Annotated in this window: 15 protein-coding genes and 1 tRNA gene; 5 read left to right on the top strand and 11 right to left on the bottom strand. The window is 56.0% G+C overall.

The genetic code is table 11. The features are described 5' to 3' along the window. Positions 1-44: 44 nt before the first annotated feature. The gene (cynR, locus tag ACDI13_RS13205; RefSeq protein ID WP_316990930.1) at positions 45-932 is read right to left on the bottom strand and encodes a transcriptional regulator CynR; all 888 of its coding nucleotides are present in this window, start codon (positions 930-932) and stop codon (positions 45-47) included. 108 nt (positions 933-1,040) lie between these two features. Between cynR and ACDI13_RS13200 the strand changes: the two genes are divergently transcribed. Then, positions 1,041-1,691 carry a carbonic anhydrase gene (locus tag ACDI13_RS13200; protein WP_316990929.1) on the top strand — a complete coding sequence of 217 codons (651 nt, stop codon included), beginning with the start codon at positions 1,041-1,043 and terminating at the stop codon, positions 1,689-1,691. A gap of 97 nt (positions 1,692-1,788) precedes the next feature. Here the strand turns inward: ACDI13_RS13200 and ACDI13_RS13195 are convergent, their stop codons facing one another. From ACDI13_RS13195 to ACDI13_RS13150, 10 genes are all read right to left on the bottom strand, one after another. After that, positions 1,789-2,328, bottom strand: a complete 540-nt coding sequence (locus tag ACDI13_RS13195; RefSeq protein WP_316990928.1) for a DsbA family protein — start codon at positions 2,326-2,328, stop codon at positions 1,789-1,791. Positions 2,329-2,525: 197 nt separating this feature from the next. Continuing rightward, positions 2,526-3,617: a redox-regulated ATPase YchF gene (gene ychF / locus ACDI13_RS13190; RefSeq protein ID WP_316990961.1), complete on the bottom strand. Its 1,092-nt coding sequence runs from the start codon at positions 3,615-3,617 to the stop codon at positions 2,526-2,528. A 131-nt stretch (positions 3,618-3,748) separates the two neighbouring features. Then, positions 3,749-4,570: a CPBP family intramembrane glutamic endopeptidase gene (locus ACDI13_RS13185; protein WP_316990022.1), complete on the bottom strand. Its 822-nt coding sequence runs from the start codon at positions 4,568-4,570 to the stop codon at positions 3,749-3,751. A gap of 3 nt (positions 4,571-4,573) precedes the next feature. Beyond that, the gene (gene pth, locus ACDI13_RS13180) at positions 4,574-5,170 is read right to left on the bottom strand and encodes an aminoacyl-tRNA hydrolase (RefSeq protein WP_316990023.1); all 597 of its coding nucleotides are present in this window, start codon (positions 5,168-5,170) and stop codon (positions 4,574-4,576) included. Between the two features lie 128 nt (positions 5,171-5,298). After that, positions 5,299-5,898 carry a 50S ribosomal protein L25/general stress protein Ctc gene (locus tag ACDI13_RS13175; protein ID WP_316990024.1) on the bottom strand — a complete coding sequence of 200 codons (600 nt, stop codon included), beginning with the start codon at positions 5,896-5,898 and terminating at the stop codon, positions 5,299-5,301. Positions 5,899-5,994: 96 nt separating this feature from the next. After that, complete coding sequence (locus tag ACDI13_RS13170; RefSeq protein WP_042483022.1) at positions 5,995-6,945, bottom strand: ribose-phosphate pyrophosphokinase; 951 nt, start codon at positions 6,943-6,945, stop codon at positions 5,995-5,997. A gap of 104 nt (positions 6,946-7,049) precedes the next feature. Further along, positions 7,050-7,126: transfer RNA gene (locus tag ACDI13_RS13165), tRNA-Gln, on the bottom strand. Between the two features lie 5 nt (positions 7,127-7,131). After that, complete coding sequence (ispE, locus tag ACDI13_RS13160; protein WP_316990025.1) at positions 7,132-8,070, bottom strand: 4-(cytidine 5'-diphospho)-2-C-methyl-D-erythritol kinase; 939 nt, start codon at positions 8,068-8,070, stop codon at positions 7,132-7,134. A 20-nt stretch (positions 8,071-8,090) separates the two neighbouring features. Continuing rightward, positions 8,091-8,681, bottom strand: a complete 591-nt coding sequence (locus ACDI13_RS13155) for an outer membrane lipoprotein LolB (protein WP_316990029.1) — start codon at positions 8,679-8,681, stop codon at positions 8,091-8,093. A 2-nt stretch (positions 8,682-8,683) separates the two neighbouring features. After that, positions 8,684-10,429 carry a tetratricopeptide repeat protein gene (locus ACDI13_RS13150; RefSeq protein WP_372372476.1) on the bottom strand — a complete coding sequence of 582 codons (1,746 nt, stop codon included), beginning with the start codon at positions 10,427-10,429 and terminating at the stop codon, positions 8,684-8,686. A gap of 122 nt (positions 10,430-10,551) precedes the next feature. On the opposite strand from ACDI13_RS13150, the gene mutM reads away from it, so the two are divergent. The 4 genes from mutM to ACDI13_RS13130 all read left to right on the top strand — a co-directional run bounded on the left by mutM (position 10,552) and on the right by ACDI13_RS13130 (position 14,396). Continuing rightward, on the top strand, positions 10,552-11,379 hold the full coding sequence (gene mutM / locus ACDI13_RS13145; RefSeq protein WP_316990027.1) for a bifunctional DNA-formamidopyrimidine glycosylase/DNA-(apurinic or apyrimidinic site) lyase: 828 nt from the start codon (positions 10,552-10,554) through the stop codon (positions 11,377-11,379). Between the two features lie 165 nt (positions 11,380-11,544). Continuing rightward, on the top strand, positions 11,545-12,501 hold the full coding sequence (locus ACDI13_RS13140) for an MBL fold metallo-hydrolase (protein WP_316991079.1): 957 nt from the start codon (positions 11,545-11,547) through the stop codon (positions 12,499-12,501). A 24-nt stretch (positions 12,502-12,525) separates the two neighbouring features. Further along, on the top strand, positions 12,526-14,199 hold the full coding sequence (locus ACDI13_RS13135; protein ID WP_316991080.1) for an FAD-dependent oxidoreductase: 1,674 nt from the start codon (positions 12,526-12,528) through the stop codon (positions 14,197-14,199). Further along, on the top strand, positions 14,187-14,396 hold the full coding sequence (locus ACDI13_RS13130) for a DUF2783 domain-containing protein (RefSeq protein ID WP_086069416.1): 210 nt from the start codon (positions 14,187-14,189) through the stop codon (positions 14,394-14,396). Before ACDI13_RS13135 ends, ACDI13_RS13130 begins: the two co-directional genes overlap by 13 nt. Positions 14,397-14,403 lie beyond the last annotated feature (7 nt).

The raw sequence follows: 14,403 nt of genomic DNA, 5'->3' as shown, positions 1-14,403 counted from the left end.
GTGCCTGAAGCAGAGCGTGGAAATCGCTCTGCCCGACAGCCGCCTTAAAACGTCGATGCCGCGCCGTATTTCAGCGCCAGCTCAATAAAAGCGCGCATGGCCGCAGATTGGTAAGCGCCCTTGCGCTGCATCAGAATGGCCCGCCGTTGCGGCGGTGCCGGATCCAGACTCACCGCCACCAAATACTCGCTATTGCTGGCAATCGCAGCAGGCAGCAAGGTCGCCAGACCTGTGCGTCGCACCACCTCAATCACGGCATTGAGCGAGTTCGACTCCATCGATACCTTCAAATCCAGATCATGCTGCCGACAATAACGTTCGATCTGTTCACGTGTCGCAAATTCCGGCGTCAACAACACCAAGGACTCACGCGTTAAGGTGTCTCTATCAATGCTGCGTCGCTCGGCCAAAGGGTGAGTACGGCTCATCACCAAGGCCAGCGTCTCTACCAGTAAAGGCTGGAACTCCACCGCTGCTGAAGTCGGTTTCTCAAAGGCGATACCAATATCCAGCTCGTCCTCGACCAGTTGCGTTTCCACGCGCTCCTGCAACATTTCCTGCACCACCAGACGCACATTGGGATAGCGGCGATAAAAGGCTTCAACCAGTGGACCAATCAGGTAAGAAGTAAACGTCGGTGCCACCGCCACCCGCAAGGAGCCTCGACTCAAGTCGCTGACATCATGCAAGGCCCGCCGCCCCTCTTCCAGGTCCTGCAAGGCTTGGCGGGCATAACGCAGATAAACTTCACCCGCATCCGTTAAGCGCACCAGACGCCCTGTGCGATCAAACAGTTGCGCGCCCAGATGTTCCTCCAACTGACGCACCTGCTGGGACAAGGCCGGTTGAGACACGTGCAAGGCACGCGCGGCACGGGTAAAGCTTTGATACTGGGCAACCGCCAGAAAGTAATTAAGATGGCGCAAAAGCATAAGGGGCCTTTCTATAAGCAAAACCAATGAAAAGCATCAGAATTCGGTATTTTACCTTATGACCCTAAAGCGTTAATCTTCTACCCAAGCCGAACTACAAGGACAAGGATGAAAGACATTATCGACGGTTTCCTGAAATTCCAACGGGAAGCCTTTCCCAAGCGCGCCAAGCTCTTCAAAAATCTGGCCACGCAACAAAACCCCCGCGCTTTGTTTATCTCTTGCTCCGATAGCCGCCTGGTCCCCGAGCTGGTCACACAGCGTGAACCCGGCGATCTGTTCGTGATTCGTAACGCTGGCAATATCGTGCCTTCTTATGGCCCGGAACCCGGTGGTGTGACCGCCTCCGTCGAATACGCCGTGTCCGCCCTGCGCGTGTCCGATGTCGTGATCTGTGGTCACTCGGACTGCGGTGCCATGACTGCAATTGCTTCCTGTAAATGCCTGGACCACATGCCTGCCGTGGAACATTGGCTACGCTATGCCGACTCGGCCCGCCTGGTGAATGAAGCCCGCACCCACGCCAATGAACAGGAACGTATTGCTTCCATGGTGCGTGAAAACGTGGTGGCCCAGTTGGCCAATATCCAGACTCATCCTTCCGTGCGCTTGGCTATGTCCGAAGGCCGCTTGACCTTGCACGGCTGGGTCTACGATATTGAATCCGGCACCATCGACGCCTATGACGGCGGCAGCATGAAATTTGTGTCCCTGGCCGACAACCCGAATGTGTGTGTTGCGCCTTTGGTTCGTGACTAAGCTCACCCAGGTTTGAATAGAAAACGCCATGCTTTCGCATGGCGTTGCTCTTTGCCTGCGTTTTAGCCACACGCAGCATGCTATGTCTACCTGCTGATCAACCCAACAAGGAGTCCAAGGTCTGATTCAGCCTTTCCAGAGAAGTTCCTACAGCAGGTAGCTGCATCACTTTTCTTCCATCCACAAACAACAAGGTCGGATAGGACTGCACGCCCAAGGCCCGCGCCAAAGCAAAGTCCGCCAAGGCCTGCCCCCTGCCAAAGCCATCCGTCAAATGGCGCTGTACGATCTCCACATCCAAACCATTGGCAGCAGCAATCTCCAGGCAGACCTCCTGATCAGACAAACTACGCCCATTCAGGTAAAAGGCCTGCTGCAATTGGTGTATCCAATAAATAGCCCGTTGGGGATCCTGATCACGTAGCACCGCGACCGCCGTCGCCGCATCCAGTGAGCCCATGACCGTCGAGCCTTCCTCTGCCAAGGCTTTATAAGCAGCCCCAAACGTCGCCCCCGTCATTTGTGCGATACGCTCATTCGACTTGGAAATATAAGGGTAACGGGACATGGGAGCAGCCCGATCGTCCACGAACAAGCCTCCCGAAACTGCCGTAAAAGGCACACGATCATAGCACATACCAACGCTATGCATTAGGACAAATGAGCCGACACTATAACAAAAAGATACACCTTGGGCTTTGCGTTTTCCCTAGGGGAAAACACCTTCAATAAACAAAAACGCTTGGCAGGCCGTTGTGTATTGCAAACCCTCTACTTCAAAAGGCCTGCTCATACACCCAGCACTACCAAGCGTTCCTGACTTCTGAAAAATCCTTAGACGTTGAACAGGAAGTTCAGCACGTCGCCATCTTTGACGACGTATTCCTTACCTTCAGCGCGCATCTTGCCGGCTTCCTTGGCGCCTTGCTCGCCCTTGCAGGCGACAAAGTCCTCAAAGGCGATGGTCTGTGCACGGATGAAGCCGCGCTCGAAATCAGTGTGGATCACGCCAGCAGCTTGAGGGGCGGTGTCGCCCACGCGGATGGTCCAGGCGCGAACTTCTTTGACGCCTGCGGTGAAGTAGGTTTGCAGACCCAGCAGGCTGTAGGCGGCGCGGATAACGCGGTTCAGGCCGGGCTCTTCCATGCCCAGATCGGACAGGAATTCAATCTTGTCGGCGTCGTCCAGTTCAGCGATTTCGGCTTCTACGGCAGCACACACGGCCACAACAGGAGCACCATCGGCAGCTGCGTAGTTTTGCACGGCTTCCAGATGCGGGTTGTTGGTAAAGCCGTCTTCTTTCACGTTGGCCACGTACATGGTGGGCTTGGCAGTAATGAAGCCGTAGGACTTGATCTGGTGCAGCTCGTCCTCGTCCAGCTTCAAGGAACGCACGGACTTGCCTTCGCCCAGCGCTTTCTCGATACGTTCGAGCAAAGCCACCAGCTTGGCAGCGTCTTTATCGCCCGAGCGAGCCAGCTTCTGATTGCGGTGCACGGCTTTTTCAACCACACCCAGGTCGGCCAGCGCCAATTCAGTGTTGATGATTTCGATGTCAGCCAGGGGGTCCACTTTACCGGCTACGTGAATCACGTTTTCATCGGCAAAACAGCGCACTACGTGCACGGTGGCGTCGGTTTCACGGATATTGGCCAGAAACTGGTTACCCAGACCTTCACCCTTGGAGGCCCCTGCAACCAAACCGGCGATGTCTACAAACTCCACCACGGCGGGCAAAATGCGCTCGGGATTCACAATCTTGGCCAGATCTTGCAAACGCTGATCTGGAACCTCGACCACGCCGACGTTCGGTTCGATGGTGCAGAAGGGGTAGTTTTCAGCCGCAATGCCGGCTTTGGTCAGAGCGTTGAACAGAGTGGATTTACCAACGTTGGGCAAGCCAACGATGCCGCATTGCAGTGCCATGAGTATCCTGAAAATCAAAGAGTTATATAAACGATGTGCTATTGTAGCGCCCTTGGGCGCTACAGAGCCTGCAGACGGATCAGAACAGTCGTGCCGGGGACACAGGATAGCGCCTTGAAACGCGGGTTTGCCTAGACAGGAATACCGTCAAACAGCTTGAGCAAACCCATAATCAGCAAGACCGGGCCACCATTGAAGATGGCATGAAGTATGATCGACGCCCCAATGCTGCGACGCACTCGCAACCAGGCCAGCACCAAACCCGTCAAACATTGGGGCAACACCAGCAGGGGCAATAAATACCAGCTCATACTGTTGAGCTGGAAGTTATACAAATGCAGCGCACCAAAGGCCAGCGTTGCACCATAAAACACCCAGGGAAAGAAACGCCAATAGCGTCGCATGGATGAAAAGCGCCACGCCCTTCCCTGCAAGGCGCCCACCAGCTTGCGCCACAAGCTGCTGCCTGCGGGCAAGGCTTGGCGTGGCATGCCGGTATAACGGCTAATCCAGACTGCCAGACACAAGGCCAGCAATCCCTGTATCAACCACCAGCTTGGTCCCTGAAACATCAGGAACACGGCCAGCGGAACGACCGTCAGCCATTGCGAGGGGCGTCTAAGCACAAAACGAAAGACCAGTTCTTCCACAATAGGTGCCCAGATAATGGCTTGCACCCAGGGAATACGCGTCGGGTCCAGACGATGCTGCGCACCGCCCACACCCGCTACCGAGACAGCAATTGGCCCCAGTACCAGCGCATTAATCAACCAAAGCATGCCCGCCCATTGCAGCAGACGCTTCCAGGGCAAGGGAGCAAACCAGTCCAGATACCAGCCATCGCCCTGGACTCTGCCAGGCAAGCGCCGGGCGCTACGCGGGTGGCGCAGAAAATAAAAGAAGTCTTTAAGCTCGTCCCGGAAACGCATCTGGCTGCTTGGCGCTGGCTTCATGCGTCAAGCCTTCTGGGGCGCGTAAAGCTGGCGGGTCGCCTGCTCAACGTCGCCACGCAGCAAAGCAGGCATCATGACGCGGCAACGGTTCATGCCGTCCTCGATCTCGCGCAGCTCTTCATGGCGGGGGGTATGCAGCACAAAGTTCACCACTTGCTGAGCCAGGCCCAAGGTACGGGGGTGGCCAATGCCCAGGCGCAAGCGCCAGAAATCCGGTGTCCCAAAGGCGGACTGGATGTCACGCAGACCGTTATGTCCGGCGTGTCCGCCGCCTTTTTTTATCTTGACCTGCCCCGGCAACAAATCCAGCTCGTCGTGTAGAACCAGCACTTGCTCGGGCTTGAGCTTGTAGAAACGCATCAAGGCACCGGCAGCTTGCCCGGACTTGTTCATGAAGGTAATGGGTTTGGCGATGATGACGTTCTCACCTTCAAAACGCGCTTTGGCCACCCAGGCGAAAAAAGACTTTTCCAGGTTGAACGTTGCATGCAGATCATCGGCCAACTGGTCTGCCAACCAAAAGCCCGCGTTGTGGCGGGTGGTTTCGTACTCGGGGCCAGGATTACCCAGGCCAACAATCAAACGGATAGGCTCAGACATGAATGTTTTCACAGAAAGCGCCTACACCGGCAACGGTGCAGGCACAAATAACAAACCCCCGCCAGCATACGCTGACAGGGGTTGATTCGCCAAGCTGCCAGCCAACTGAAGCCGGCTGGCAATCTTGATTACTCGGCGCTTTCTTCTGTTTCTTCCGAAGCAGCAGCACCACCGCCAACTGGCAAAGCAGCAGCCAGCAGAGGGTTGGTGTCGTTGCCAGCGTAAGTCACGCCACGTGGCAGCTTGATGCTGTCCAGGTGCAGGTTGGCGTTGGCAGTCATGCCGCTCAGGTCCACAGTGATGGACGTAGGCAGGTTAGCTGGCAAGCAGGTGATTTCCAGCTCGGTCAGGATGTGGCTGATGACTTGGCCGCTCAGCTTGACGGCTGGGCACACATCGCCACCTTCAAAGTTCAGAGGAACTTTGGTGGTGATGGCTTGCGAAGCCAGAACGCGTTGGAAATCAACGTGCAGAACTTGCTGTTTGTAGGGGTGCCACTGAACCGAGCGCAACAGCACTTTCTCAGCTTTGCCGTCCAGTTCCATTGTCAGGATGGAAGCGTGGAAGGCTTCTTTGCGCAGGTTGTGGTAGATCTCGTTATGATCCAAAGCGATCACGACGGGCTGTTCTTCGCCACCATAAACAATAGCAGGAACTTGGCCAGCGTGACGCAGGCGGCGGCTCGCACTCGTACCTTGTACATCACGCGACGTAGCGGTGAATTTCATGGAAAACTCCAATTTGCAGGATCATGGACCACTGCGAAAAAATGGTAGTTGCCTACCTAGTTGACGTGCGCCGCGACCAGCGCACGCTAAAAAAACTTAGTCAGTGAACAAGGAGCTGACGGACTCGGCATTGGAGATGCGCAAGATGGTCTCACCCAACAGCGCAGCACAGGACAACTGGCGAATCTTGCTGCATTCGCGGGCCTTGGCGGACAAAGGAATGGTGTCCGTTACCACCAGCTCGTTCAACTGAGAATGCGTAATACGTTCGATGGCTTCACCGGAAAGCACCGGGTGCGTACAGTAAGCGTAAACCGCCTTGGCACCGCGCTCTTTCAGAGCTTCAGCCGCTTTGCACAATGTACCGGCCGTATCCACCATGTCGTCCATCAGGATGCAGGTGCGTCCGTTGACATCACCAATGATGTTCATGACTTCGGAGACGTTGGCACGTGGGCGGCGCTTGTCGATAATGGCCAGATCCACTTCCAGTTGCTTGGCCAGTGCTCGTGCGCGCACCACACCACCGATGTCAGGCGAGACAACTACCATGTCCTGGTAGTTACAGCGCCAGATATCGCCCAGCAAAATGGGGGAAGCGTAGATATTGTCGACAGGGATATCGAAGAAACCCTGGATTTGGTCTGCGTGCAGATCCATCATCATGACGCGATCAACACCGACCACTTGCAACATATTGGCTACGACCTTGGCAGAGATCGACACACGCGCCGAACGGGGGCGTCGATCCTGGCGGGCATAACCAAAGTAAGGGATGGCAGCAGTGATGCGACCGGCCGAAGCGCGGCGCAAGGCATCGACCATCACCATGATTTCCATCAGATTGTCGTTGGTGGGAGCACAGGTGGGTTGCAGAACAAAAACATCGCGACCGCGCACGTTCTCGTTGATTTCAACCATGGCTTCCCCGTCGGAGAAGCGACCCACCGTCATTTTCCCCAGCGACATATCAAGGTGGTTGACGACATCGACAGCAAGGCGAGGATTAGCCGTGCCGGTGAAGATCATGAATCGGTCTTGTGCCATGATGGGAGATAGATTTTGATGCAGGAAAAGCAAAGCTGTTGATCGACACCCCTTTAAGGTAACGACTCAACAGCTTTACATTATCGCAGGCCAGGCCTGAAAGGTGGCTGGGGAAGAAGGATTCGAACCTTCGCATGCTGGAATCAAAATCCAGTGCCTTAACCAGCTTGGCGATTCCCCAAATACTTACTTAATCCAGTCGCGTAGCGGATGATCTTGCAATCCAGAACAAACCCAAGTCTGTTCGACCAGCAATTTACCACTATTTGATTCTTCGCTACCAGAAAAATCTATTTTACTGCTATTTTGGTCAATTTCAAACTGACCTGTCTTGGCGCTTTGCTTGTCTCTGCACTCAACAAACAAACAAGAACCAGAGCCTGTCATTCTAGCATTTAATTTTAAATTTTGCAAACCCTGCTTCAAAACTTTTAAATCAGGATAAAAATTAAATGCTACTGATTCCAGGTTGTTTCTGCCAAAGTAAGGATTGTTGTCCTTGGCTTGCCAGAATTTTTCTTGCCAATCAGTAAAGAACGTTATTGTGATGGGTTTCTCATCGCGTGTCAAGCATTCGGAGCTAAATATTTTCCCTGTGGATATAAACTGCGGCGGACGGATGATGATGTAGTCCCGGGGCGGCATCTGAATGGCTTGCAGTTGTTCCCCTACCCCTTGGGCAAATGCCGCCTGCCCGAATACAAAAACCGGTACATCGGCGCCCAGGGGCAAGCCAATATCCATCAAGGCCTGACGGCTCAGGCCCAGGTTCCACAAACGGTTCAAGGCCATCAAGGTGGTGGCCGCATCACTGGAGCCACCGCCCATCCCTGCTCCCGAAGGAATGTTCTTGATACAAGACAGGTCTACGCCTTGCCGGGTGCCCGTCGCGTGTTGCAGGGCACGAGCGGCTTTGATCACCAGATCCTGTTCAGGCTCCACATCGCTCAAGGTACTGTGTACCCGACGGATCTGTCCGTCGCTACGAGGCACAAAACTTAGATAATCATTCAGATCGACGAAACGAAAGGCGGTTTGCAGAAAATGGTAGCCGTCTTCACGACGCCCCGTGACGTGCAGAAACAGATTGATCTTGGCCGGAGCCGGAACGTTGTAGAGCGCCATTACACAAACCTGCTCGGGCTTTACTGATCCACAACCAAACGCACGCTGATGGAGCGGTTGGCTTCATGACGATTCAATTGCAGCAAGCGCGGGCCTTGTTCGTCGTAACGCGACAGCGTCACACGCCAGCCGGACTGCTCGAAGCCGCTCAGCCTCTGCTGATCATCCCGGCGTTCGCTCTGAACCGGGGCACTACCCGTGCGGCCATGCAGCCAGTCACGCAGGCCCGCCACAGGTACAGGGCTACCCAGCACTTGTTCGACCAAGGCATCGGGATGGGAGGCGACTTCCTGACTACCATCCGTGCGTTCCAGCAGGGCCTGACCTGGCAACACCCAGACACGCGCCAAGGTATTACCCAAGGGATTGCTCAGGTCCAGCATCAGCTTGCGACCATCATCATGCCAGGAAAAGCCCCCCTGCACCGCTTCGACTTGCGAGCTGGAGTGAGTCACACTCAGCGCAAAACGGCCGGAACGAGACAAAGAACTTGCTGCCTGAGTCGCATCCGTGGTGCTGCCAAGCTCTGGCTTGGGAGGCGTCGCACATGCCCCTAACAAAACGACCAAAGCCAAAGCCCCCGCTCGCGTCCAGATTCGCTGTTTCAAGATACTCACGGCAGCGGTACTCCCAAACGCTTAATGGTTTCTTTCAATGTACGGTTTTCGGCGTCTTTGCTCAGACCTGCCCGAAACACCAGCATGGCATCATCTCGGCGTCCTTTTACCCACAGCACTTCACCCAAATGGGCCGCCACATCCGCCTCAGGCAGACGCTCGTAAGAACGCTGCAAATACTCCAGTGCCGCTTGCAGATCACCCATGCGGTACAGGTACCAGCCTACGCTATCCAGAATATAGGGATTATCCGGCTCCAGTTCCATCGCGCGCTCCAGCAAGTCCTGAGCCTCGTCCATGCGACGATTCTGATCCGCATAGGTGTAGCCCAAAGCGTTATACGCATTGGCATGATCCGGACGCAATTCAATAACACGACGCATCAAAGTTTCAAATTTGTCATGCTTGGCGCGCTGTTCATACAACATGGCCAGGTTGTATTTGATCTCGGCGCTATCGGGCAGCTCACGATCGGCACGTTCCAGCACTTCCAACGCCTGATCGGTTCGACCGCTCTCTTGATAGATGGAGGAATACGTCAAAGCCACAACCACTTGTTCACTCATATCGCGCGGGCGAGAGTTTTCCAGAGTGCGGCGGGCTTGCGGCAAATTCCCTAGACGCGCTTGCAGAACGGCTTTATGAATCTGGGCCTGAAAACGCAGCGCAGGTTCTTCTATCAAGTCCAGTTGACGAATGGCCTCGTTCATATCGCCTTGGGCTTCGGCGATTTGCACCAAAGACAAACGCGCTTCGGAAATACTGGCCAAGGCGGTGTTGACGGCGTCATTCAAGGACTGGCGGCGCTGCTGCTGAACCGCAATGTACTGCTCCAGCAGTTTACGAGCCTGATCAAACTCTTTGGCGCGGATATGGATTTCGGCCTGGGTATAGAGCAGATCAAAATCTTCGGGATTGGCACGCTGCAACGCCCCCACAATAGCCTGGGCTTCGTCAAACTGCTGGCGCTCAACCAAACGGTTGGCCAGTAACAGTTGCAACTTGCGGCTGTCCGGGTTGTCTCGCACAAAAACGCGGGCGCTTTGCAAGGCAGCCGAAGGATCAACTTTGATGCCGTATTCCAGCACGCGCTGCGCGGCCGCTTCAGAATGCGGGTCCAGCTTCAGGGCTTCACGCGCTTCGCGTTCCGCACGGTTCACATCGCCAGCACTCCAGGCGGTATCGGCCAGAGCCAGCCGGGCAATGGGCGAGGAGCGCACAGGCTGCTGCAAGGCCTTATCCAGCACTTCCAGTGCCAAACGACGATCCACCATTTTGCTGACCATGCTCATGGCCTGCACCACGGCCTGTTCTTTATCCTGGGCGCGAGAGATACGCAGCCACAAGGCATCGGCCAAGCCTTCGGTTTGTCCGCTGGAAGCTTCCAGCGCCAGAGCCGTTGCTTTAGCTTCGGGATCATTGGGAGCCAGCAAGGCCCATTCTTTGGCCGCACGCAGCGCACGCCCTAAGTTACGATCGGCCATGGCGTACTGAAAGGCATTTTGAGCCAGGCGCGGATCGCTGGTATCTCTTGCCAAAGAGAGAAACGTCTGGCTGGCAATATCATATTCACCGCGCGTCGCAGCGACTTCGGCAACCAGAATGCGATACAGAATATCCGGAGTCAGACCGACCAGAGGCAATTGCCCACTACGCAAACGGATGGTGTCTGCTGGCGGCTCCGCCTTGAGGATGGGAAGAGAGGTTTGTGCTTGCGCCGAAACCGCTGCAAGCAACGACATCAGGCCCAGCTTTAGTGCTAAGGTCAGAGCATTCATCCAGAAAAACCCGTGCCTTGATACGCGCGACAAAACGCCCGATGGCACAATAAAGGAATCAGATTTGTTGATGGTATCACCCCCCCATGCCTGAACTGCCAGAAGTTGAAACAACTCGTCGCGGAATTGCGACGCTTATCCAGGGAAAAAATGTCCGACAATTCGTGGTTCACGAGCCCCGTTTACGCTGGCCTGTGCCTGCCGGTTTGCCACAATGGATTGAAGGCCAGGCCGTCAACCATTGCACACGTCGGGGCAAGTACTTATTGTTGCATTTTGAGCAAGGCGTCCAGATCATCCATTTAGGCATGTCCGGCTCCTTGCGTCGTGTGGATCTGGATGAAGAGCGCCGCAAGCATGATCATGCGGAATGGATCTTTGATGAGGCCCGCTTTCTGCTGCACGACCCACGACGATTTGGTGCGATATTATGGCACGCCCATAGGGACGGCCCTCTGGAAAACCACCTTTTACTACGTACTTTAGGGATCGAACCGTTTGATCCCTTGTTCACCCCGGAATACCTGCACCGACACCTGCAAGGGCGACGCGTCGCCATTAAACAGGCCCTGCTGGGCGGCAAAATTGTGGTGGGAGTCGGCAATATCTACGCTTCCGAATCCTTGTTCCTGGCTGGTATTCACCCCGAACTGCCCGCCGGTGAGGTTTCCTTGCATCGCTGCGAAAAACTGCATTCGGCCATCTTGAGCACCTTGCAATCTGCCCTGGACTCAGGCGGCAGCACCTTGCGTGATTACGTCAACGCCAGCGGCGAACCGGGTGCCTACTTCGACATTCACGCCAATGTGTATGAGCGTGTGGGCAAACCCTGCACTCGCTGCCAACAACCTATCAAACGAATCGTCCAAGGCCAACGCGCAACTTATTACTGTTCGCGCTGCCAGCGCCGCTAAGCCTCCTCCCCCTTCTTTCTGACAGCGTCTGATGCCGATTCCGGCAGGCAGGCGCTCGTCTGCCTTTCTCCAACTGAACCTACCCTATTCAGGTATTCACCTATATCTAATAGATTCACCATAAACTAATCTGACACCATCCCTATCGACTGTGGAGTCATTTTCATGAGCAAGTCCTTCGCCTCGCATAACGACCTGGAAGACAAAGTCGTTGCCTTTGAAAAACTGTCCGACAACGCCTACGCCTACACGGCGGAGGGTGATCCCAACACGGGCATCATCATTGGTGACGAGGCCATTATGGTGATCGACACCCAGGCCACGCCTGTCATGGCTGAAGACGTGATTCGCCGCATTCGCGAAGTCAGCGACAAGCCCATCAAATATGTCTTGCTGTCGCACTACCACGCTGTACGAGTGCTGGGCGCCTCGGCCTACGACGCCCAGGAAATCCTGGCCAGCCGCGACACCTACGACCTGATCGTGGAGCGCGGCGAGCAGGACAAGGCCAGCGAAATCGGCCGCTTCCCCCGTCTGTTCCGCAACGCCGAATCCATTCCTCCCGGCCTGACCTGGCCCACCATGACCTTTGAGGGTCACATGACGGTGGACCTGGGCAATCTGGAAGTACATCTGATGCAAGTGGGCCGTGGCCACACCAAGGGCGACACCATTGCCTGGCTGCCCAAGCAGAAAATCCTGTTCGCCGGTGACCTGGTGGAATACCAATCCACCCCGTACGCAGGCGACTGCTACTTCCGTGAGTGGCCCCGCACATTGGACCGTCTGGGAGACTTCAACGCTGAACAAATGGTTCCTGGCCGTGGCCCGGCACTGAAAAACGCCACCGAAGTGCGCCAGGCTCTGGCCGGCACACGCGCGTTTTTGACAGACCTCTACTCCAGCGTGCAGCAAGGCGCGGCAGCCGGTAAAGACCTGAAGACTATTTACCGCGAAACCTACGATTTCATGAAGCCTCGCTATGCAGACTGGGTCATTTTTGATCACTGCATGCCCTTTGACGTGTCCCGTGCCTACGACGAAGTCAACGGCCACGAAGACCCACGCATCTGGACCGCTGAGCGCGATCTGGAGATGTGGAAACAGCTCGAAGGTCAGTAAGACGCAAGGCCAGGGAGAAAGAAAATGGGAGACATTAATTACCAGACCCTGGAGCTGACGCAAGCGCCCCCACCGGCTACCCATACCCGCCACCCGGTTGTGGTCGTGGGTGCCGGCCCGGTGGGGCTGACCATGGCCCTGGATCTGGCGGCCAAAGGCCACCGGGTCGTGATCCTGGACGACGACACCACGCTGTCCAAAGGATCACGGGCCATTTGCTTTGCCAAACGCACTCTGGATATCTGGGACCGCTTGGGCGTGGGCTCGCGCATGATGGACAAAGGCGTGTCCTGGAATGTGGGCAAGGTTTTTTTCCGTAACCAGGAGGTCTGGAGCTTCAATTTACGGCCCGAAGAAGGCCACCAACGCCCCGCCTTTATCAATTTGCAGCAGTACTACTGCGAAGGCTATCTCTACGAAGCGGTCTGCGCCCAGCCCCTGATCGAGCTGCGTTCCGGCCATAAAGTGCTGAACGTGGTGAACCAGGCGAAAGGTGTACATCTGGACGTAGAAACCCAGCAAGGCAATTACACGCTGGAAGCAGAATGGCTGCTGGCCTGCGACGGTTCGCGCTCGGCCATTCGCCGTGCCTTGGGTGAAAGCAGCAGCGGACGCGTGTTCAAGGATCGTTTCCTGATTGCAGACGTGCGCATGCAAGCCGACTTCCCCGCCGAACGCTGGTTCTGGTTTGACCCACCCTTTCACCCCAATCAATCTGTCTTGCTGCACAGCCAGCCAGACAATGTCTGGCGTATCGACTTTCAATTGGGCTGGGATGCCGACCCGGTTGAGGCCGTTAAACCCGAAAACGTGCTGCCCCGCATTCGCGCCCTGCTGGGTGCCGATGCCCCCTTTGAGCTGGAATGGGTCAGCATTTACACCTTTGCCTGCGAGCGCATGGAGCGCTTTCGCCATGGCCGTATTCTGTTTGCCGGGGACTCGGCCCACCGTGTCTCGCCTTTTGGCGCACGCGGCGCCAATAGCGGCATCCAGGACGCCGACAACCTGGCCTGGAAGCTGAATCTGGTGTTAAATGCCCAGGCTCCGGACAGCCTGCTGGACAGCTACAGCCATGAACGTGAGTTGGCCGCGGACGAGAACATCCGCCACTCCAGCCGTTCAACGGATTTCATTACCCCTAAAAGCGAAGTCAGCCGCCTGTTCCGCGACGCGGCCCTGATTCTGGCGCGCCGCCACGCCTTTGCCCGTGTACTGGTCAATAGCGGTCGCCTGTCTTTGCCCAGCGCCTATCCGGACAGCCCCTTGAATACGGCTGACACACACGAGTTTTCTCCCAGTGCTACCCCACTCGGTGCCTGCGTGCCCGATGCGCCTATTGAACAAAACGGTGAGGAAGGCTGGTGGCTGGGTCAATTGGGTAGCGGCTTCACTCTGCTGGAATTTGGCGAAGGCCCAGCCAGTCAGCCTGAAGCAGTGGACGAACTGGCCACCCAAGGTCTTTTGACCCGCCTGCGCGTCTGGCCCACTGGTACCAGCACAGCCCAGGCCCAGGGTGGCATCATCGACAGCCAGGATATGCTGCGCCAGCGTTACGACGCCCAGCCCGGCTCCTGCTACCTGATTCGCCCCGACCAACATTTGTGCGCCCGCTGGCGTCATCTGGATGGGCAAGCTGTCCAGACTGCCATACATAAAGCCTGTGGTCATTTCCTGGAGAGTGCTTCATGTCTACACTGAATACCGATACCCCCCTGGAACGGGCTGACGATTTCTACCAAATGTTGATCGATGCCCACCAAGGCTTAAGCACGGCACAAAGCCATGCCATGAATGCCGCGTTGGTGCTTTTGCTGTGCAATCATATCGGCTCGCTGGATGTGATCAAGCAAGCCTTGGATGCCGCCCGCCAGACCTGCCTGGAGCAGGCTGCCTGAATCTGGA

This window comes from Alcaligenes faecalis (assembly GCF_041521385.1).
GTDB lineage: Bacteria > Pseudomonadota > Gammaproteobacteria > Burkholderiales > Burkholderiaceae_B > Alcaligenes > Alcaligenes faecalis_E.
Note: the sequence above shows the minus strand (reverse complement) of the source record. Positions and strands in the feature narration are given on the sequence as shown.